The following is a 22,101-nucleotide window of genomic DNA, read 5'->3' as shown; positions in this document are numbered from 1 at the left end:
ATTACTAGTCTCCAGACGTAACAAAGCCGCATAACGACAAGCGTCATGCGGCTTTTATTACCAACCATCCATGTTAGCGTTACGTGATACCTAATCCCGGGGTATCTCATAACTGACAGGCATCCAGCCTTATCATCCTTAATCAGCAAACTACTTATCCCTAGTGCGACCTTTAAGATACCAATCCCTAGTATCAATGAACCGTTTCGTTCAATCGTGCCGTACAGTTATAGTCGCAGATTGACCCTTCGTTGGTAAGAGGTCTAAACGTCAATCTATGTAAGCATATGCTTACATAGATTACGTAACGCTATAATAACTTCACATTATAGCTTCTCTTCAGGGCTAAGCATTGTCTTAGGTTCAGCGCTGAGCATAAGGTAAGCTGCCTCATTGATAAACGCTTCATCCTCTGGTAATTCTGGACGTTCAGCGGCTTTCATACGGCTACGTTCTTCAAATTTTGCATCCATCGCGGCCTGATATGTATTCCAATTAGAATATGGGCGTTCACCAGTAGCGATCAGACGTCTATTTTCGGCTTCTAGCGAACGCTTTTCAATCAGCTGCATTTTGGCTCGGCGGCTATTGATATCTAATCGAACAGGTTTCTTTTCATCATCCATGTTACGAATATCATTTAGTGTCGACAGATAAGTAAATTGTGGGTTTTTTTGTTGGCGAATCTTAGACTGCTGATTGAGCGTCGCTAATGTATCGCTAGTGAACTTCCCTTCAGGCTTATAAGGCGCCGTTCTGATGGTATCCCAAGGCAGAGCTTTTTTCTGCGCGCGTTCGCCAAAGGTTGCATCATCATAGATATTGACCAATTCAACATCAGGTACCACGCCTTTATTCTGCGTACTACCACCTGTGATACGGTAGAATTTACGCTGAGTCAAGGTCGCAGAACCTAGCGCCAAGCTATCAAGTTGAATCTGCGCAGAGCCTTTACCTGTGGTCGTACTACCAACCACTAATCCGCGACCATAGTCTTGAATAGCAGCGGCAAAGATTTCACTGGCTGATGCCGATGCTAAATTGGTAATGACCGACATTTTGCCATCATACAGCTGCTCGCCACCATCATTGTCGCGATACACTTGAATATTGCCGCGATTATCACGAATCTGTACTAGTGGTCCGCTCTTGATAAAGAAACCTAACATCTTGGCAACTTCATCCAACGAGCCGCCAGGGTTGTTGCGCAAATCAACCACTAGGCCATCGATATTTTGTTTGTTCAACTCTTTTAGTGCTTTTTCAGTATCGATACTGACGCTACGGTAGTCTTCACCATTGCGACGCGCACGATAGTTTAAGTAAAAGCTTGGTATCTCAAGTACGCCAATACGCTTTGGCGTCTTATCAATATTAGGACGCTGTACTTCTACCACTCGCTGAGTGACGCCTGACTCCTCTTGCTGGATAATATCACGTACCACTGTAACCGTACGGGCGCTAGCATCTGGCGTGTTAGGTTGACGTAATTTCAACGTAACCGATGTACCGCGTTTACCACGAATCAAGCTGACAATTTCACGCGTTGACCAACCAACCACGTCCGTCATGGTTTCGCCATCTTTTGCGATACCGACGATCAAATCATTGGGCTTGATTTGACCCGACTTAGCGGCTGGACCACCATCGACTAAGGTCACAATACGAGTATAGTCTGGATTTTTGCGATCCGGACGAATAGAGACACCAATACCTTCCAACTGGAGACTAGACTGGATTTGTAGTTCGGTCGCTTGAATCGGTGCATAGTAATTACTGTGCGGATCATAGGTCAGCATTGCCGTATTTAAGATGGTTTCCATGATTTCATCATCTTTGAGGCGTTTAAACTGCTCTTGTTGACGCGACAAACGATTTTGTAAAATCTCATTTGGCGTACGCTCATCGTTACGTACCAAGTCTTGTCCACGTGTGATATCTGGGTTGCTTAAAAATACTTTCTCTTTGGCTTTTTCGTCTTCTTGACCGAGCGTAATGCTCATCAACTGAAACTTTAGCTGACGTTCCCAGTAATCGCGCTGCTCTTTTTTGGTTTTAAAATGGCCGAGTTTTTCACGATCAAGAATGATTGTGTCATTACCTGTCAAATCAATATCTGTTTTGAGCATCTTGGTGGCCATCGCAAAGTACTCGTTTGAGCGTTTGCGATAACGATCAAACACCTCTACCCCTGCAGATAGATCACCTTGCTTTAGACGAGCACCGAAGTCTTCAGCGTGTTTTTTCTTAAGCTCATCAACATCGGATTGCAAAAACAACGTATGGTTTGGGTCAAGGCTATCGATATACATTGATAGGATTTCGCTACCAGTCTTGCTATCTAAAGGCTGATTAAGATAATGACTGCGATCCAGCAAAGCGGCTACTTGACGGGTAGTGACCTTTTGCTCAGGGGTCTGAACGAAACTTCCCGTATTGGTCTCGGCAACTGCAGTACCGTAACTTTGAGTCAGGATAATACCGGCGATGCCCACTGACGCTGCACTGAGTAACCACTGTGCTGGTTGTTTTTTCATCATATGTACCTAGTTATTTGAAGTTAATAGTATTGGGTAATTCATCACAATTAGAAATGCTCGAATCTGTTATGACCTATAAATGCTGGGTTTTTTATTCTTATACTTTATGCATCATTAAATACTGATATATAGTCAAAAATCAATCAATATTATCATGCGCATAAATACTGAACTGTCTCAAACTGTATAAGCAATCTTACACTCTACCTCTGTACATACCAAACTTTCTATCACTTTTATCATACATAGTAATTGAGGGCTATCCACATCGATTTGATGACTGAATTTGATGGCTATTAGCAAATTGATTTGACCCCAATAATCTGCCACATTATGCTCAGTTAATAATAACTGTCATAATAAGACATCTGAACAATGACTGATAAGCGATAAGACAGCCATAGATAGATAATCAGTCACTCTCATAATATAACCATATATAAAATAATAAGGAACACGCGATGTACGGCGTTTTAATGATAGATGTTGATAGTACCGCTTTGACCGCTGAAGATGTCAGCTTGATTAAACAAGCACAGGTCGGCGGAGTGATATTGTTTGGTCGTAACGTCACAGATGCGGCCCAAGTCAGAGCACTATGCGACGATATACGTTATCACAATCAAGACATACTTATCGGTGTGGACCAAGAAGGTGGACGAGTCGCGAGGCTACGTGAAGGATTCACGCCCCTACCTGCTATGGGTCGATTGGGTGAACTATTCAATCAAGACCCAAGCCAGGCACTTAGCTGCGCCTACGATTGCGGTTATTTAATGGCAGCTGAAGTGCTAGCTGTAGGAATCGATTTGAGCTTTGCACCCGTACTGGATAGAGATGGTATTAGCCAAGTCATTGGTGACCGCAGCTTTCATCATGAGCCACAAGCCATCACTGCGCTTGCAACACAGTTTATGCGCGGTATGAAGGCAGCTGGTATGGCAACCACTGGTAAACACTTCCCCGGTCATGGTGCCATCGCTCCTGACTCGCACGTATCAGAAGCCATCGACACGCGTAGCTTGGATGAAATCATTAATAGCGATATGCAACCTTTTGCTCAAACACTACATAGTCTGGACGCTCTTATGCCAGCACATGTGATATTTTCGCAAGTAGACGACAAGCCAGCAGGATTCTCCAAAATTTGGCTACAAGATATCATTCGAGATGAGCTTAAATTTGATGGCGTACTTTTCTCTGATGATTTATCGATGGCAGGTGCAAAGGCGGCTGGTGATGTCAGTGCTCGCGTAAAAGCGGCCATTGATGCTGGTTGTGATATTGCCCTCGTATGCAACGACCGTGTGGCTGCTCATGAGGCTGCTAAAGCTGCGCAAGATCTGCCTTACCCTAACCAGCAACGTATCAAAACCATGCGCGGCAACATCCCAACATGGCAAGGCGATCTTGAGTCTACTTGCCAGCAGTTTGAATACTGGCAGCAAGCCAAGCAAAATATTACTCAGACTTTTTTTGATGCGCAAGCTGATGGTCAGACGGCTAAAGAATCGACAGATCCTACTCTGTATAAATAATAGCTTGTTCAATTGTCATCGAGTAGCATACAAAAAACCGCACCTTTATAAGATGCGGTTTTTGTCATTTGGCTACTATAATCAAAATAAGAACAAATAGATTAATTGGTTGGGTCTACCGCAGTGCCTTGGGTAGCGTCATCGCCATCTGGTAACAAATCATCATTGTTACTATCTAATGGGTTCATATCTGGATCTAGCGAATCACCGTTTATCATCATGCCATCGTTTGCACTAACAACCTCGTCATTGACCATAAATTCAATACGGCGATTACGGAAGCGACCTTGTTCGGTTGAATTATCTGCGATTGGTTCTGATTCGCCCATACCTTTGGTCGTTAGTTTACTGGCATCAACCCCTTTAGACACTAGATACGCTTTCACTGACTCAGCACGCTCCTGAGACAGCTCCATATTATAGGTATCAGAGGCCTGACTGTCCGTATGACCGACGATCATCAGCTTCATATCAGGTACGTTGTTGATGATTTCTGCAGCACGGTCTAGCAGCGCCTTATTGACTTCAGGTATAACCGCTTCATCTACTTGGAAGTTAATCACCTGAATACTCAAAGCGCGAGCAACATCACGTGGATCTGGGTTATCACCTAGATTGGTCATCGCCACATCTGCAGCAGCCAGACTGTCATAAATCTCGCCTTGCAAGTCTAATGGGCCTTCAGCTTGCACGGTCATGGCAGGAGCAGCTGCTTGTAGGTCAGCAACCAACTTGTCCAACGCGGCTTTATCAGGAGCATTTACAGTGATGTTATCACCTTTGATAATCATACTCGCGTTCGGTACATTTTTGATAATTGGTAATATCGTTGCCAACTGAGCAGATGCTGGCATATCTACTGCAAAATTATCATCAACGTCAGCACGGCATTTATTGGCTTCGTCACCAAATGCACCAGTCAAAGCATTCATAACATTGGTTTGTAATGTCTCATCACCTACGCTCATACGACAAGCATACAGCTCGCTATTTTCACCAGTTGCGATGCTCAGTGATGCAGGCTCAATCGCGCCGGCAACCGCTAGTGCCTCATTACCTTGTACCCCTTGCTGTACTGTGGCTGCTGGTGTTGCTACAGGCTCGGGGTTTTCTTGACATCCTCTGAGTAGTGCCCAAGCCAATGCACCTAGGATAATCAAACCAATAATAGGTAGCAGCGCTTTCATAAAGCTCTCTTTTGGCTCTTCTTCTTTTTGCAATGGCGCTGTACTGGTGGTATCAGAAATCGGTATGCCAGCCGTAGTAGAAGTGGCAGCGACTGCACTAGCAGGCAAAACAGTACCCGCCCATGCAGGGATATGGTGTTGGTAGCTGTTCAGGTTGTCATTCAAAAATTGTGGAACGGGCGTGGTACCAGCTAAGCTTTTGATCTCATGAAAAGCCAGTGGCGCTGCCATCGCAATCAAACCACGCGAGGCAGTTGCATCGACATTGTGCTTGCCTGCCAGTTCACGAGAAATTTGGTCGCGGTGTGCCCCTTCTGTCCATACACGGTCATAAAAAGCATTGTCATCACGGGCAATGTTTTCATTGGCAAAGCGGCTAAAAGTATCATTGTCTGCAAGACGAGCAGCAAAAATGGCATAAAACTGTTCTAGTAGATTTTTCTTAGCTGGGCTACGATCATCTTCCAATACGGCTGGGCTGACGGTGCGTGTCAAATGGCTAATAATATCCATAATATGGCTCTCCCCTTAATTTTTTATTTATATCATTCGTTTGCTCAAAAAGCAGTTGTATCATTCTTTTGTATTAAATCATCATAGTAGTAGTCATGGTGGCTATGAATTCATCAAACTACTTTATTTGGTTTTGATTATTATAAAATTCTTAAGCTGCTATTCACAGTCTGTACGTTGTTGTGCAAATGATACAATAAGTAATGTTTCGGTTGGCACACGTAACTGTAGCCAAGCTACATGAAAAGATAGGCCATATAAAAAGACACGCCATATGAAACAGCGTGCCTTATAAAAACTATCTTACTTGAGCTGGTTCAGCAACGATGACCGTGTTTGCCATCTCATCCACTTCTGAAGGGGAAAAAGGTCCCGGCGGTCTGGCCGTTTGATTATTCGAAGGAAAGTTGTTGGGAATATTACTCGTGCCATTAGTAGGCAGATTGTTGGGCGCATTATTAAAGCTATTATTATTGTTAGGCAAAGGAGTTGGTATCACACGATCTCCAGTATCATCATCTGATGCTTGATATTCGCCAGAGTTACTATTTACCCCATTATTGTTGAATTGATTATTAATCCCCGCCCCATCATCTACAAACTGGTTATTTGCGTTTGCCATGTTGTTCGTAGCATCACCAATATTACTATTATCAGGCAATGGCAGTGGTGCTGTAGTCTCGACTACCATCGTTGGTGCTAAGTTGCGTACTTCTGTGACCAGTCTTTGTAGCAGCATATTGTCTGGCGCCTCTAGTGTGAGACGGTCATTTTGCACATGCAAACGTGCAAATGGTGTTGATCTAAGCATCGTCAAGACATTGGGCAGTGCCTCCGCAGGCATATTAGCGATTGTGGTTGCTACCCCATCCTGTATGTTCAACTCACAAATACTTGCCTGCTCACCAAAGCTTGTATTAAGCGCTTGTTGCAACGTGCTTTGCAGCGCAGTATCGCCAACGGTCGCGCTACAAGTGTACAATTTGCCGCCGTTATCTACACCGACAATAAGTTCAACAGGAGTCGTTGTTGGTACAGGAGGCACGGGCGCTGGCGGTGGTTCAACAGGTACTGTGGCCACAGGTTCTACTGGTATTTCATTATTGGGTTTCACTAATAATGCCCATGCTGCTAGTGCAAGCGCAGCCAAAGCTACTATTAATAGAAACACACGTATTAGTAGATCGTTTCGTTGATTACGAGTACGCACCTGCGCACGCTTCAAATTACTGTTTTCTGCCAAATGGTAGGCTGCTGGATTGGCATGAATAGCATCACTATTGGCAATCGTATCGTTATCTAACGCTTCAGTGTTTGCGCGCTCAGCAGTTGATCTTTGCTCTATACTTTCTGCATCAGTGTTCGTTATTGGTGTGACTATGCCAGCTATGCCAGTATCTAAAGTAGAGTCGTCAAGTCTATTTGATATGTCGTCACTTACTGGCACGTGTACTGGCACATTATTATCATCTGAACCAAAGCTTCTTTGTACTTGCTGATTTACACCTTGAGTAGCCGTAATCACAGCTGCTGACCAGATAGGTAAATATGGACGTAAAGCAGCCTGCTTTTCTTGTAAAAATGCTGGCAAAAACTGCCCATTGGCCAATACTTTTAGCTCACGATATGCCAATGGGGTAGCACTAATTAGTAATTGCTCAGTTGTCTGTTCATCAATGTGATGGGTGGCTGACAATTCTTGGACGATAGTCTCTTGCAGGCTTTTATCTTGCCATATTTGTTCAAATAAAGGGCTTTCATTGTTGCTGCTAGTGATTACTTGATCAGTGCGCAGCAGCTGTGAGTAAACCTGTGGCACAGCTAGGCGCGCGGCCAAAACAGCATAAAACTGCTCAAGTAAACTGACATAGGCGACATTATTGCTGTCATCATTACCCATTACAGCTGGGGTTACCGTTTGTTCTAGCTGGTCAATAATGTTCATATTCCACTGCCTCTATCAGCCTTATTTGAATGTGCAAAATTAAGCACTTATTTTATTTTTATCCATGTCACTTGGGTATATTACTTCTTTATCAGTGGTAGCACTTGTAACTAGTCTGAACATTACATTAGTTACTGGTGTCTTCATTAGCTACGTTCTAAAAGTTTCACTTATGTTGCATGGTACACTGCTACATTATTCACTATAACCGCATAAAAAAGCATCGTTTTGTCACACAATAGGCATTCGCGTTATCGCAACTGCTGTTAGTATTAGTCTATTGCTAATGGTTAGTACTTAATACGGATCAGACGTCAAACTTATTTTTTACTCAGCCGTAACACTTAGGCTTTGAATATTGTCATTTGTAGCTTGTCATTTGTAACATTGTCACATATCAGGCACAGCCTAAGGATTTTCCTTTGTTAAACCATACGACGCTTATTATCATTATTACAGTTATTGTCAGCTTATTGGCTTGGCAAAACAAGACGCTATTTAATCGATTGATTTTTTACCCGCCAGCAGTTAACAATGGGCAATGGGATCGCTTTGTGACCCACGGCTTTATTCATGCTGATAGTATGCATTTGCTCTTCAACATGTTTACTTTGTATTTCTTTGGGCGTGCTATCGAAGGACTATATCAGCCGTTTTTATTCGGCTACGGTTTTGTGGTTTTTTATGTGTTGGCAATTATCGTTGCCATGATTCCAAGTTACGTGAAAAATAAGAACAACGCCAGTTATTTGAGTCTAGGCGCATCAGGCGGTGTATCAGCTGTTCTGTTTGCTTTTATCCTGCTAGCACCATGGGAGAGAATTTATCTCTTTGCCGTGATCCCTATTCCGGCGATACTATTTGCCGTGGCTTATATATTTTATAGTATCTATGCTGATCGACGCGGTGGCTCAAATATCAATCACATGGCTCATATGTGGGGCGGCGCATTTGGCGTTATCGCTACGATTGTTTTGGAACCAAAAGTACTACCGCACTTTATCAATGCGTTGCTATCACCAGGATTTTAGACATTTCTACGTATAGTAAAGCTATCACTTTAAAGACGGTTATACTCTATAAATACTATTTTGCGCAGGGTACACTTCTACATTTGAGATTTAGTAATACATTATGATTATAGATATTATCGGTGATATACATGGTTATGCAGACAAACTGATCGGTCTGCTGCATCAGTTGGGCTATGAGCATAACGGTCAGCATTTCGTGCCACCAATAGGTCACAGGGCCTTGTTCATCGGTGATTTAATCGATCGTGGTTCGCAGCAATTAGCCACGTTAGAGATTGTCTTTGCAATGCTAGATGCCGATGTAGCCGATGCAGTAATGGGCAACCATGAATATAATGCGCTGGCATATGCTACGTTTGATCCTGATAATACTAGCCAGTATTTACGCTCGCACAATGATATCCATAGACGCCAACACGAGGCGTTTTTAGCAGAGATACCATTTGGCTCAGAGCGACATGAGTACTGGTTGCAGCGTCTATATGAAATCCCATTGTGGATTGAGACCGACTACGCCTGTTTTGTGCATGCTTGTTGGGATACAGATAGCATGGCAATACTAAAACCCCTTCTGACTGACGATAACTGTCTGACTCCAGCAGGTTTAATCGAAACGGCTAAAGAAGATACCGTCGCCTTTGACGCTTTAGAGCGAGTGTTAAAAGGGGTCGAAACAGGCTTACCTGATGGTATTGTGATGGTAGACAAAGAAGGTACTGAGCGTACGCGAGTACGAGTACGCTGGTGGCTAGATGAGTTAAATACACGCACCCTGCGTGAAGTGTCTCGTGCTCCATCGTCCGCGTTGGCACAAATACCGCCTGATGCGTTGGCTGAAAATATTGACTTTGCGCTAAAAACTCATAAACCTGTGTTCGTCGGGCATTATTGGCTCACTGGCACACCTGAGCCACTCAGCCCACAAGTTGCCTGTACCGACTACTCTGCTGCAGTGGATAGCGGCTATCTAACATGCTATCAACTGGATACCGAACAACCATTACCATTGACAGCCAATCACTTCGTTCAGCATTATCACGATGAAAAACATATATAAAATCGTGATATCAATGCAATTAGCGCCATACCAGTACTAAAAGTCAAACTTGGCTTTACGACCATAGCAAAATTTTTGTATGATGGTCTTTTTGAGGATATCCAATCATGAGCACCACGAATACTGCTGCTAACCAGAACGGTCCAATCACCTCCCCTGCTGGTCAGCCAAAAGTTGGCATTATCATGGGTTCGCAGTCTGACTGGGCAACTATGAGTGCTGCTGCGCAATTGCTTGCAGACTTTGACATTGCTTTTGATTGTGAAGTTGTCTCTGCACACCGTACGCCTGATAGATTATTTGATTATGCCAAAAGCGCAAAAGATAATGGTCTACAAGTGATCATTGCTGGTGCAGGCGGTGCCGCTCATCTGCCGGGTATGTGTGCCAGTCAAACGCCGTTACCTGTCTTTGGTGTCCCCGTAAAATCATCTATGCTGAGCGGTTGGGATAGTCTACTGTCTATTGTACAAATGCCAAAAGGCGTCGCTGTTGGTACTTTGGCGATTGGTGCTGCTGGTGCTTATAATGCTGCCCTACTTGCAATTCAAGTATTGGCATTGCATGATGTTACGATTGCTACTAAGCTCGATCAGATGCGCCAGTCTCAGACTGAGACCATTCTCGCTAGCCCAACACCAGGTATTATCAATCCTTAGGTAAATATAAATCGATCAGCTTTTATAGCAGCGTCTTTTAGATTGAAGGCTTAACGATTGAAGTTATCAATATATACTTTTAAGCAATTCCGAGTAGAGATAAGGTGCATACAGTGCACCTTTTCCTATTTTCACCCATTGAGTTTTATATTTTAATAGACCAAACACCTTATTCACTTTTATTCAAAGAGCCTGCCATGACTACAGCAAACGCTTATCCTGTTACCCAAACCATTCGTACCATCGGTATTTTAGGCGGTGGTCAGCTTGGTATGATGCTTGCCGAAGCCGCTATGCCATTGGGTTACCAATGCGTATTCTTAGAAGACAATCCAGAATGTCCTGCCAGCTTGTACGGCCGTGTCTTTCATATCGATCAATTAGAAGACTTTATCGCAGCAGCGGACGTCTTTACCTTAGAGTTTGAAAACACACCAACGTCTACGGTCGAGCAACTGGTTAGCTTGTCAAAATCTGGCAGCAAGCAAGGTATGTTCCCACCACTGATTGCGCTTGATATCGCTCAAGATCGTCTAAAAGAAAAACAGATGTTCAACACACTTGATATTGCAACCGTGCCATTTATGGAAGTAAATTCTGAAGCTGAGCTCAAGCACGCTTGTAAAGAGTTAGGACTGCCTATCGTTCTAAAAACCAGCCGAGGTGGTTACGATGGCAAAGGTCAGTTCGTTATCAAGCAAGACAGTGATATTAAAGCTGCTTGGCTAGATTTAAAGGACGCTGTCAGTGGTAAAGGCTCACTTACGCCAACACCTGCGCCGTTAATTGCTGAAGGTTTTATTAACTTTAGTCGTGAAGTCTCTATCATTGCAGCAAGAGCACAAAATGGTCAGGTACGCTGTTACGATTTGGTCGAAAACCATCATCACAACGGTATACTAGCCAAGACTCAAGCACCTGCTGTTGGCACGAGTCACCTGTTTCAACAAGCAACAGACGCTATCACCAAAATCATGAACCATTTGGATTATGTTGGCGTTATGGCGCTTGAATTATTCGTCACCAAAGATGCTCGCGGTCATAATGCGATATTGGCGAATGAGATCGCACCACGGGTCCACAACTCTGGACACTGGAGTATCGAAGGCGCTATTACCAGCCAGTTTGAGAACCATATCCGTGCCGTGGTTAATTTGCCATTAGGTGATACAGATAACGTGCATCCTGCGATTATGGTGAATGTACTGGGTCAATATCCCGATATCAGTGCAGTGCTAAATATCGATGGCGCTCATTATCATAGCTATCATAAGGCTGAGCGTGACGATCGCAAGATTGCTCATATCACCTTGATGCCTAATGATGTGACTGATTTAGAACCTGCTATGGCAAAATTGGTTGCTATCTTGCCAAACAAGGTTGGTCTAGATAAAGAATATGCAAATGTAGATACTCAGCCTAGTAAAGTAGACGTCGATACTAAGAGTAATGATAAAAATAGCGCTCAGAACAGTGCTCAAAATGATGCCACAGCTGATGAACTAGACCATAAAGACAGCCAAGCAGGCAGCCTGACTACTACTACATCAAAATCTGAGAAGGCCAATAAATAATGCAGATTTGGGTGGACGCAGATTCGGTACCATTGATTGCCAAAGATTTGATTATTAAAACGGCTGAACGTACCAAGACCATGGCCATATTTGTGGCCAATCAGCCGATTAAGCTACGCAAGTCGCCCCTACTTGTTATGACTGTCGTGCCATCAGGATTCGACAAAGCTGATGATTATATCGTCGAGCAGATACAAGCTGGTGACTTAGCTATTACTAGCGATATCCCCTTGGCCAATGACATTTTAGACAAGGGCGGTATGGTACTGACAACACGTGGCGTGGTTTACGACAAAAACAACATCAAGCAAAAGCTCAATATGCGCGATTTTATGGATACTATGCGCGGTACTGGTGTCCTAGAACTGCAAGAAATGAGTGGACAAAAACCCTACGGTGATCGTGATAAAAAAGCCTTTGCTGATGGTCTCAATCGCTTGGTTCGTTAATGCCTTTTATGGTTCTATCTGACGCTTACTCATTCTGTCCATCTGTGACACAATGTCATCTGATCAACGTTTGCTTCCTTGCAAACTGTATACACTCTATAACCAAACACTATTCAATCAGCACGCTTTATAACGAAGCGTGCTACCTATCTTTGTTACCCTATATTCGGATTTCAAGATAAATAAACTTACTGAATAATTCAAACAATAAAATTTAAATAAGAATAGGAATGATTATGAAAATTTTAGTCGTCGGTGCAAGTGGTCGAGTGGGCGGTGATTTGGTTAAGCAGTTATTGGCTGATGACCATCAAGTTATTGGCACGACTCGTCAGAAAGAAAAACTATTTGATAATGACAACTATACCCAGCTAGATTTAGACATTACAGCCAGTAAAGAATCTATTGAAAAACAACTGGATCAGGATATCGAGGCTGTTTACTTTGTAGCAGGATCTGGTGGTAAAAACGTACTAGAAGTTGATCTGCATGGTGCTGTGAAAACGATGCAGGCGGCACAAGATAAAGGCATTAAACGTTATATTATGCTGAGCTCAGTCTTTTCATTAGAAACTGACAAATGGGATGAAAACCCTGGTATTGCAGATCTAAAAGAATACTACATCTCTAAGCACTACGCTGATCACTGGTTAGTGAATAACAGCTCGCTGGATTACACTATCGTACAGCCAGGCGCACTAAAAGAGCGCGCTGGTACCGGTAAAATCACTATCAATGATACCAGCTCTGGTGAGAATGCCATCGAAGATGTAGCGACAACATTGGCTGCTGTACTCACAGCGGATAACACCATAGGTAAGGTATTCAATCTACACAATGGTGATATCGATATTAATGAAGCAGTTGCTACCGTATAAATAAATTTAGCATTAGCAAAATTGGTTGTGGATGCTAGATTTTAGAAGCAGCCAATACAAAAGGTCGTTGTCGATTCGCCAATATCTAATTGGTAAATCGGCAACGACCTTTTTATTATATATTTAGATTATAGTTAATTTAAAAGACGCACGCTCAATCATGCTTGCCTACTGGGAAAAGGGATGACTTCTTCCAAGCTGCTTGCACCTGTTACAACCATTAGCAATCTATCCATACCGACTGCGATACCGCTACATGGTATCAAATCATTGGAGGCAGCTAATAGATGCTCATCGATTGGCATTTTAGGTAGATTATGACGCGCACGTAATTGATTGTCTTGTTCAAAACGGTCACGCAATGCTTGACCATCTGCTAGCTCATCATAAGCATTGGCAATCTCAATGCCGTTAATGTATAGCTCGAAACGTTTCGCAATTTTATTACCATCTTTGTCCATAGCTGTCTTCGCTAGTGCAGCGGTCGCAGGTGGATACTCTATAATCAATGTCGGCAAATCATGACCTAGGTTTGGCTCTACGGCATGACTGAATAACAAATCTAACCAGCTCTGACGACGGTTTTCTTCGCTATCATCAGCATTATTAAAATCAAATCCTGTCAAACCCATATCTTCTGCCACGGCTTGCAATGCAGTTAAATTCGCTGTCAACGGATGGATGCCTACAAAATCCATAAAGGCATCGACATAGCGATAATGACTCATCACAACAGAATGACCATAAAGTGCCTCCAACAAGTCATTAAGCTCAGTTGCCATCTCGTCCAGACTATAATTCGGTTGATACCATTCAAGCATCGTAAATTCAATATTATGACGCGTGCCTATTTCATTATCACGAAAGACAGGACAAATCTGATAAATAGGCACTTGCCAGCTGGCTAATAAACGCTTCATCGCAAACTCAGGCGAGGTATGCAAATAATAAGTGCGTGGACGGTCTTGATAGGTCACGTGAGCTGCTACAGACTGCAAAAAAGTGTCTGTATTACCTGCTTGGGATAATAGCGGTGTCTGCACTTCCAGCACTTGTCGACTGGTAAAAAACTGCCGAATACTACTGATAAATTGCGCGCGCTGTTGTGCCATCGCAAGTGTCATGGTTGGCGCGTAGCTAGGCTTAGAAGTAATAGGCTGCGAAGAAATGTTATTTGCTTGAATCATTGGGCTCTACTTCGACTGATGAATAGTGGGTTGCTAAATATCTTGTTTAATTAAAACTGCCACTCACGGCGCAAGTGGTAATCACGTCTCAGACCGTCAAAGTCAGTACCATTTACTTGCCCATCAATTGCTTTATTTCGCAATGAGGCGTCATCTTGCATGATGTCATAAAACTTTGGCAATCTGTCTGGATACGATTTTAATTCAGACCATAAGAACATATTTAGCGGTAGCAGATTGGACATAGATTGAGTTGGAGGTATCGTTAATTTTTCACACAAGGCATCATAAATGATTTGTGTGCCACGTAGCTTACCTTCTAGCGTATAGCCAGCGATATGCGGTGTGGCAATAGCAAGATTAGATAGCAAGCTTACTGCGACTTCTGGCTCATGCTCAAACACATCTAGCACCACTTGACGTCCAGTATGCTCAATATCTGCTTTAAGTGCGTTTTCCTCAATCACAGGCCCACGTGCACTATTAATCAATATCGTATCGGCAGGCATCGCTGCTAATGTAGCTTCGTTGATAAGGTAACGTGTTGGGTAATCACTACCTTTAGGGTTCGTCGAATTCTTTTCATTGGTTAAAGGCACATGCAGACTAACCACGTCACTTTGGCTAAGTACCTGCTCCAAGCTAGCATTGTTAGTTTCAGAGGCTGGTAACAGGGGATCATAGCCTAGCACCTGCCAACCCAAATCATAGGCATATTGAGCAAGCGTACTACCGATATTACCAAGGCCAATAATACCTAAGGTTAACGACGCCGACTGCTGCCAATACTGCGGACGCAAAGTGAAAACAGCTGTCAACACATATTGAGCCACAGAATGCTTACTACAACCAGCCGCATTGGCAAAAGTGATATTGCGAGATGCTAGATAATCTTTATCTACATGGTCGGTACCAATAGTCGCAGACCCAACAAACTGCACGCTGTTATTGTCAGCCAATAGCGCTTCGTTTACTTTCGTCACAGAGCGTATCAGCAGCACATCTGGCTGTACTTCGGCAAGTAGCGCTGCATCAATAGCTCGACCAGCGACAGTAATAATCTCAACCGTATGCTCAGTCAGCTGACCAAGCATAGCATCATTAAAAAAATCATTCAGACTGGCGATGTTGCTGTCCGCTAAAATAGTGATATTTTTAATTGTACTTAATTTATCGGTCTTATTATTCGTCGATTCTGCCATATTCTCATTTGTCATTATTCATCGTCTCTATCGATAATTTTTTACATCGTATTTGCTAGCGACTTGTTATTCTGGTTCGTGCACAGGATCTATCGCACGAGGGTCAGAAAGCATCACCTCTTGCTGAGCAAATATCTCATTCTTATGCTGCGATATCCACTCGCGCCATACTGCAAGCCCGATAGCCAACACGACAGGCCCAATAAACAAACCGACAAAGCCAAACGCTGTTAGACCACCTAATACACCAATAAAAATAATGATAAAAGGGATTTTGGTCGCGCCACTGATGACGATAGGACGAATCAAATTATCCACCCAGCTAATCACCAGCACACCCCATAGTGCCAATCCAATACCCTCTGCAGTATGTCCTTGACTCAGTAGCCAAATCGATACACCACCCCAAACAAATGGCGTGCCGAACGGAATCAACGCAATGATAAACGTGACAATGGTCAATAAGATAGGACTTGGTGCACCAGAGAAATAATAACCGATACCAGCCAATAATGCCTGAGCCAATGCCGTCAGCCCGATGCCGTATACCACAGCGCGCGTAGTTGTACCCACAGAATCGATGTAACCGTCGATACGATTACCGATGATATTACGCAACGCTTGACGAATTTGACGAATCAGACTGGTTCCATCTCGGTAAAAGAAGAAGAGCGTCATTAATGCCATACCCAGCTTGGCCAAACTACTGAACACCACATCAAATGCTATTTTGCCATAATATAAATGCGACTGAACCCAAATGCGAAAAGCTTCTAGCGTCCCTTCTGGGTTTTTATTGATACGCCACAGCACGTCTTTGACTTGCTGACCGATGATAGGTAAATCTTTGAGGGAGTCAGGCACATCTAAGTAACCTACCTTGATACGATAGATCAAGTTACTGATTAAACTCAAAGCTTCTTGCTGCAAGATAAACACACCGATGACCAGTGGCACGCCAATTATCAGTGAGATGCTCACCGTCATAATAGCGGCGCTAAAGTCTGGGCTTAGCTTCACCTTTTCATGGAAGAAATTATAAATAGGAAAAGTTACATAGGCCAAAATCGCTGCCCACAGCGCTGGTACAATAAAAAACTGCACCACTTGAAAACATAATACGAATAGCACCACTAGCAACGTAATTGCCAATAAGCGCTGAATAATAAATTCTTTTGTCCAGTTTTCAATCATAGCGTATAAACCAAAAGCGGACAGCAAACGATAATTTTGCTGGCGAGTTTATAAATGTGTGATGAATATCAGCTATTAGACACTGTCTGTAAGCCATATCCATTAGCGAGAGTTGCGAATCATACAAAAAAGCATTGGGTCGGACTTATGAAATCATATAACGATTAAGTAACATGACCATTAAATAGTATGACTATGTCCAGTTCTATACTACAAATTCATAGCCATTTATTATTGTAGATAAAATAATAAAAATGCAGCTAGCACACTTTATTATGCAATAAAGCGTGTGAATTATATAACGCGTTGTTGTAATCTTTACTTACAACTTTGTCTATGCAAGCTTACTAGATGGCGACGATAATGACTAGCGCATAATGCATGAATTTAGTGTGTAAAAATGATGTATTGAAAACTGCTTTTATGTTCAGCTTTTAAACTGTTATCTTATAAGGGAATCCACTGGTGCGTTCTATTTGTCGCGACAATTGATGTTATACTAAAGCAATTATTTTAAGCTTTTCAGTGTAGTTAAGTTTATTTGCACATATTTATTTACATCGTCGTACAGACGTCGAATCCTCTGAGCCAGATTTCAACACCCGCTTATACCGTCTTCTTTTAGACTATCATAAGTTCTAATTTCAGGGTGTCGCTATCACTTAGAGTGAGTTACTTGAGCAAAATCATAAGTCTTTTATAAAGGCTTATACGAGATTTAGACTCAGCATATCAGCTCAATATTTGAGCTTGATATGCAAGATCGCAGTTTTGAGTTAATTTCGGATTTGATTTTATTTGAATCAATACAGACACACCAAATTTTAATAATATATCGATAGGAACAATAACAATGTCAAAAGACACTGATAACCCCAACTCTAACACCTCAAACGAAGCCAGTAAGAACAACAAACCACAAGATACTGTCACTTTTGCTTTAGCCCAATCACATTTTTTGGTCGGTGATATCTCAACCAACGTCGAAAAAATGCGTACCCTAGCATTACAAGCACGCGAACAAGGTGCTGACGTAATCGTATTCCCAGAGTTAGCGCTACTAGGCTACCCTCCACAAGATTTATTGCTACGTCCAAGCTTGTCAGGTCGCGTCAAAAGCGCTTTGTCTACTTTGAGTGATATCGATGATATCGTCATGATTGTCGGCTATCCGCATGTCGATCATCACGGTACTTTTAACTCTGCTGCCATCCTACACAATGGTCATCAAAAAGGCTTTTACCATAAGCAAATTTTGCCAAATTATGGCGTGTTTGATGAGCGTCGCTATTTCGATAAAGGTCGCAATCAAGTTTTATTTGACTATAAAGGCATTACTATTGGTCTGCTTATCTGTGAAGATTTGTGGGAAAAAGGTCCTATCTCTGAGCTTAAAAAGCAAGGTGCTGATCTAATCGTAAGCTTAAACGCCTCGCCTTTTGAGATTGAAAAGCAGGACAATCGCAAGACTATGCTGGCCAAGCGTAGCCGTGAGAATAAGCTACCTATCGTCTATGTCAATGCTGTCGGCGGGCAAGACGATCTAGTGTTTGATGGTGGCTCTATGGCTGTACAAGCTGACGGTAGCATTGCTCATGAAGCGCCGCGCTTTATGAACCAGTTGCTACTGGCTACGTTAGATGTAAAAACTGCTAAGTTTAACGAGCAGACCAAAGCGCCTCTAACCTTAAGCCGTGAGTCTGAAATGTATCAGGCGTTAGTCGTCGGTCTACGCGACTATGTCAACCATTCAGGATTCTCTGGCATTATTGTCGGGTTGTCAGGTGGTATTGACTCAGCATTGACACTCTGTATCGCTGTTGATGCCTTAGGCGCTGACAAGGTATATGCAGTCATGATGCCATACGAATACACCTCTCAAATCAGTCTAGAAGACGCTCAAGCACAGGCACGTCGCTTAAATGTTTCTTACACCGTCTGTCCTATTTTTGACGCTGTCGAAGGCATCCGTCATACGCTAGCGCCTTTATTCAATAAGTCGCCAGCAGATACGACTGAAGAAAATATCCAAGCGCGCGCTCGCGGTGTGATTTTGATGGCATTGTCCAATAAATTCGGTCATTTAGTTATCACGACTGGTAACAAGTCAGAATTGGCAGTAGGTTACTCAACGCTATATGGCGACATGGCTGGCGGCTTTGACGTACTAAAAGACGTATATAAGTCTCAAGTTTATAAATTGGCGAGCTATCGTAACCGTTTAGAAGATACGCCGGTTATTCCTGAGCGCGTTATCACTCGTCCACCATCGGCTGAATTACGTCCAGATCAAAAAGATCAAGACAGCTTGCCTGACTACGATGTGTTAGATGGTATCTTGACGTCATATATCGATGAAGACATGGGCTATCAAGAGATTATTGATAAAGGCTTCGATGCTGAGATGGTCGCTAAAGTCATCAAAATGGTAGACAACAGCGAATACAAACGCTTGCAATCTCCTATCGGTACTAAGATTAGCCATAAAGCTTTTGGGCGTGAACGCCGTTATCCATTGGTTAATAAGTGGTCAATCAAAGGTTAATTACTACACACCTCTCAACTTCTCCATTTACAAGTTGAGAGGTACTAGTTCACCAGTTTTACAAGATATCGAATTTTTACTATTAGCTGGGTGCTTGCCCAGCTTTTTTGGTTTTTATCCACCAAAAAACTTTACACCTAGCCGTATTCTTTTCCACACAGTTTCACCAACTATTTTGCCTTAATTATCTTTATTTCTTTTTCGAGTACGTCATGAGTTTGCTAACCGCTAGTGTTTTTCTTCTTTTACTGCTTGCCTTAAGTACCTTTGTCTCTGCTGCTGAGATTGCCATCGCTGCAGGCCGCAAAATCAAGCTCCAAATTATGGCAAAAGAAGGCGATGTTCGCGCACTTGACGTCCTTAATATGCAGGAGCATCCTGGAAGTTTTATTACCGTCGTACAAATAGTGCTAAATGCGGTCGCTATTTCAGCTGGTGCCGTCGGTGAATCAGCCATCAGTCCTTATCTCGAGCAGTTATTAAATAGTGAAACGATAGCATCGGTCATATCGTTTGTACTTATTACGAGTTTGTTTTCACTACTCGCCGACCTAATGCCCAGACGTTTGGCCATGTCAAATGCTGAGACGATAGCGGTACGGCTTGTACGCCCGATGATGTTGTTAATATTTATACTAAAGCCTATTATATGGGTGTTCGATGGGGCTGCAAATATCCTGTTTAAGCTTTTTGGTATTTCAACCATACGTCAAGATGACATGACACCAGAAGATATTTATGCAGTGATGGATGCTGGTGCCGAAGCGGGTGTACTAAAGAAGCAAGAGCATCACTTAATCGAAAATATCTTTGATATGCAAGAGCGTACCGTCACCTCAGTGATGAACCCTCGCGAAAATATCGTTTACTTTGATACTAAGACAAGTACCGAAGAAGTCGTGAATATCATGATTGAGCAGCCACACAATAAGTTTTTGGTCTGCCATGATGATGATTTAGAACATATCGTTGGTTATGTGGAATCTCGTAGCTTTTTGGCTTTGGTTTTGAACCAACAAGAAGTTAGCTTAACGAACAAGACTCTATTGAAACCAGCACTTTTCGTACCTGATACGCTGTCTTTGTTTGAAGTATTAGAGATGTTTAAATCTACTGGCGCTGATTTTGCAGTCATCGTGAATGAATATGCCCTAGTCGTTGGGGTTATCACCTTAAAAGACGTGATGAGCATTGTGATGGGTGAGTTGGTAACGCTCGAGGAACAGCCTATTGTCCAGCGTACTGACAACTCCTGGTTAATCGATGGTATGACTCCTATCGAAGATGTGATTCGTGCATTAGATATCGTCGACTTACCACGCAGTCAAAATTACGAGACTATCAGTGGATTTATGATGTATATGCTTCGAAAAATCCCTAAAAAGACCGACACGATTGAGTATGCCAATTATCGATTTGAGATTATTGCGACTGATAATCTTAAAATCACACAGATGCTAGTAACCAAATTAGAAGATGTCATTTAATTTACTGGCTAGTTAAAGAATGCCTAACTAGCCTACTCATATGGTTTTAAGCACGCTGACCAAAGATAGCAGTACCGACACGTACCATCGTTGTGCCGTTTTCTATCGCTTCTGCCATATCACCACTCATACCCATACTGAGCGTATCCCAATCACTTAACTCTGGATGGTCAGCTTTGATCTCTTCAAACAACTGCTTAGTTCGTGCAAAGGCATTCGTATTTGCTTTAGCAGGAATAATCATCAGACCACGTAGCTGCAAACGCTCGTACCCTTTTATTGCTGTTATCAGCTCTGGCAACTGGGCTGGCAAACATCCCGACTTACTGTCTTCGTTATCGATATTTAGTTGGATCAACACATTCAATGGTGGCAGGTCAGCTGGTCGTTGCTCATTCAATCGTTTGGCGATGATATCGCGCTCAACCGTTTGCACCCAATCAAAGTGCTCTGCAATGTCACGTGTCTTATTACGTTGAATACTACCGATATAATGCCAAACGATACTCTTGCCTACAGGTTGAGCTTTAAGTTCAGTAATTTTTTCGATGGCTTCTTGTAGATAGTTTTCACCAAAATCACGCTGTCCTTGTTCTGCTAAAGTTGCAATCATATCGGTAGGTTTCGTTTTCGAAACAGCCAGCAGCATAACATTATCAGTCTGTCTGTCAGTATGATCACATGCTTGCTTCATCTGCTTATGAGCTTGCTGCCAGTTATCGATAAGTGTCACTTCATCAATATTGCCATTCATTTCCTTCATATTTTGCCCTTATTGCTTGATTAATTTTTTGAAATTTTTTTCTGCAATTTTTATTATAAAAAACATAACTATCCGATTTTTAAAAGTAAATTAGAAATAACTTCTATAAGAATTATTTTAAAACGATCCAGTTCTGGTTTTTCTTAATTTAGTAGATGGTTAAATACTCACAGTCTTGTTATGATATTGTTACATGCTTTAACATATGCTGCTGAATATGCTAGTGATGGTAAAGACCTGTACTGGTGAGCTTCGTATCATCTCTCATTATACTAAGGCTATCGATAAATAGTTTACCACGTACTTTTATAGTGTTTTGTCTTACCTAGACTAAGTGATAGGAATATCA

The 22,101-nt window shown here is 42.5% G+C and carries 16 protein-coding genes; 9 read left to right on the top strand and 7 right to left on the bottom strand.

Going from position 1 to position 22,101, the window contains the following annotated elements:
- Positions 1-326: 326 nt before the first annotated feature.
- Positions 327-2,537 carry a carboxy terminal-processing peptidase gene (locus tag CXF61_RS12175; RefSeq protein WP_165598374.1) on the bottom strand — a complete coding sequence of 737 codons (2,211 nt, stop codon included), beginning with the start codon at positions 2,535-2,537 and terminating at the stop codon, positions 327-329.
- A gap of 464 nt (positions 2,538-3,001) precedes the next feature.
- Between CXF61_RS12175 and nagZ the strand changes: the two genes are divergently transcribed.
- Positions 3,002-4,078 (top strand): beta-N-acetylhexosaminidase, encoded by a 1,077-nt coding sequence (nagZ, locus tag CXF61_RS12170; protein WP_165598373.1) that lies wholly within the window; start codon positions 3,002-3,004, stop codon positions 4,076-4,078.
- 101 nt (positions 4,079-4,179) lie between these two features.
- On the opposite strand, the gene CXF61_RS12165 is transcribed toward nagZ, so the two are convergent.
- Both CXF61_RS12165 and CXF61_RS12160 read right to left on the bottom strand, forming a co-directional pair.
- The gene (locus tag CXF61_RS12165) at positions 4,180-5,778 is read right to left on the bottom strand and encodes an OmpA family protein (protein ID WP_165598372.1); all 1,599 of its coding nucleotides are present in this window, start codon (positions 5,776-5,778) and stop codon (positions 4,180-4,182) included.
- A 298-nt stretch (positions 5,779-6,076) separates the two neighbouring features.
- On the bottom strand, positions 6,077-7,723 hold the full coding sequence (locus CXF61_RS12160) for a hypothetical protein (RefSeq protein ID WP_165598371.1): 1,647 nt from the start codon (positions 7,721-7,723) through the stop codon (positions 6,077-6,079).
- A 422-nt stretch (positions 7,724-8,145) separates the two neighbouring features.
- Here CXF61_RS12160 and CXF61_RS12155 point away from each other — a divergent pair, with 422 nt between their 5' ends.
- From CXF61_RS12155 to CXF61_RS12130, 6 genes are all read left to right on the top strand, one after another.
- The gene (locus CXF61_RS12155) at positions 8,146-8,754 is read left to right on the top strand and encodes a rhomboid family intramembrane serine protease (protein ID WP_165598370.1); all 609 of its coding nucleotides are present in this window, start codon (positions 8,146-8,148) and stop codon (positions 8,752-8,754) included.
- 103 nt (positions 8,755-8,857) lie between these two features.
- Positions 8,858-9,814 (top strand): metallophosphoesterase, encoded by a 957-nt coding sequence (locus CXF61_RS12150; RefSeq protein WP_165598369.1) that lies wholly within the window; start codon positions 8,858-8,860, stop codon positions 9,812-9,814.
- A 107-nt stretch (positions 9,815-9,921) separates the two neighbouring features.
- Positions 9,922-10,473 carry a 5-(carboxyamino)imidazole ribonucleotide mutase gene (gene purE / locus CXF61_RS12145; protein ID WP_165598368.1) on the top strand — a complete coding sequence of 184 codons (552 nt, stop codon included), beginning with the start codon at positions 9,922-9,924 and terminating at the stop codon, positions 10,471-10,473.
- Between the two features lie 197 nt (positions 10,474-10,670).
- Complete coding sequence (locus tag CXF61_RS12140; protein ID WP_165598367.1) at positions 10,671-12,047, top strand: 5-(carboxyamino)imidazole ribonucleotide synthase; 1,377 nt, start codon at positions 10,671-10,673, stop codon at positions 12,045-12,047.
- A complete protein-coding gene (locus CXF61_RS12135; protein ID WP_102093310.1) occupies positions 12,047-12,496 on the top strand; it encodes a YaiI/YqxD family protein in 450 nt (149 codons plus the stop codon). Before CXF61_RS12140 ends, CXF61_RS12135 begins: the two co-directional genes overlap by 1 nt.
- Before the next feature lie 236 nt (positions 12,497-12,732).
- Complete coding sequence (locus CXF61_RS12130) at positions 12,733-13,374, top strand: NAD(P)H-binding protein (RefSeq protein WP_165598366.1); 642 nt, start codon at positions 12,733-12,735, stop codon at positions 13,372-13,374.
- Positions 13,375-13,532: 158 nt separating this feature from the next.
- On the opposite strand, the gene epmA is transcribed toward CXF61_RS12130, so the two are convergent.
- The 3 genes from epmA to CXF61_RS12115 all read right to left on the bottom strand — a co-directional run bounded on the left by epmA (position 13,533) and on the right by CXF61_RS12115 (position 16,957).
- Entirely contained in the window at positions 13,533-14,561 is a 1,029-nt protein-coding gene (gene epmA / locus CXF61_RS12125; protein WP_165598365.1) for an EF-P lysine aminoacylase EpmA, read from the bottom strand.
- A gap of 50 nt (positions 14,562-14,611) precedes the next feature.
- A complete protein-coding gene (locus CXF61_RS12120) occupies positions 14,612-15,721 on the bottom strand; it encodes a 4-phosphoerythronate dehydrogenase (RefSeq protein WP_165598380.1) in 1,110 nt (369 codons plus the stop codon).
- Positions 15,722-15,829: 108 nt separating this feature from the next.
- A complete protein-coding gene (locus CXF61_RS12115; protein ID WP_165598364.1) occupies positions 15,830-16,957 on the bottom strand; it encodes an AI-2E family transporter in 1,128 nt (375 codons plus the stop codon).
- A gap of 853 nt (positions 16,958-17,810) precedes the next feature.
- Here CXF61_RS12115 and CXF61_RS12110 point away from each other — a divergent pair.
- Both CXF61_RS12110 and CXF61_RS12105 read left to right on the top strand, forming a co-directional pair.
- Positions 17,811-19,502 (top strand): NAD+ synthase, encoded by a 1,692-nt coding sequence (locus CXF61_RS12110; RefSeq protein ID WP_160021104.1) that lies wholly within the window; start codon positions 17,811-17,813, stop codon positions 19,500-19,502.
- Between the two features lie 212 nt (positions 19,503-19,714).
- On the top strand, positions 19,715-20,989 hold the full coding sequence (locus CXF61_RS12105; protein ID WP_057758257.1) for a polyamine export protein PaeA: 1,275 nt from the start codon (positions 19,715-19,717) through the stop codon (positions 20,987-20,989).
- A 46-nt stretch (positions 20,990-21,035) separates the two neighbouring features.
- On the opposite strand, the gene CXF61_RS12100 is transcribed toward CXF61_RS12105, so the two are convergent.
- Complete coding sequence (locus CXF61_RS12100; protein WP_165598363.1) at positions 21,036-21,752, bottom strand: YggS family pyridoxal phosphate-dependent enzyme; 717 nt, start codon at positions 21,750-21,752, stop codon at positions 21,036-21,038.
- Positions 21,753-22,101: the final 349 nt, after the last annotated feature.

Origin of the sequence: Psychrobacter sp. 4Dc (assembly GCF_002836715.1) — a bacterium.
GTDB lineage: Bacteria > Pseudomonadota > Gammaproteobacteria > Pseudomonadales > Moraxellaceae > Psychrobacter.
The sequence above is the reverse complement of the archived record's forward strand: the minus strand, read 5'-3'. Positions and strand labels throughout refer to the sequence as shown.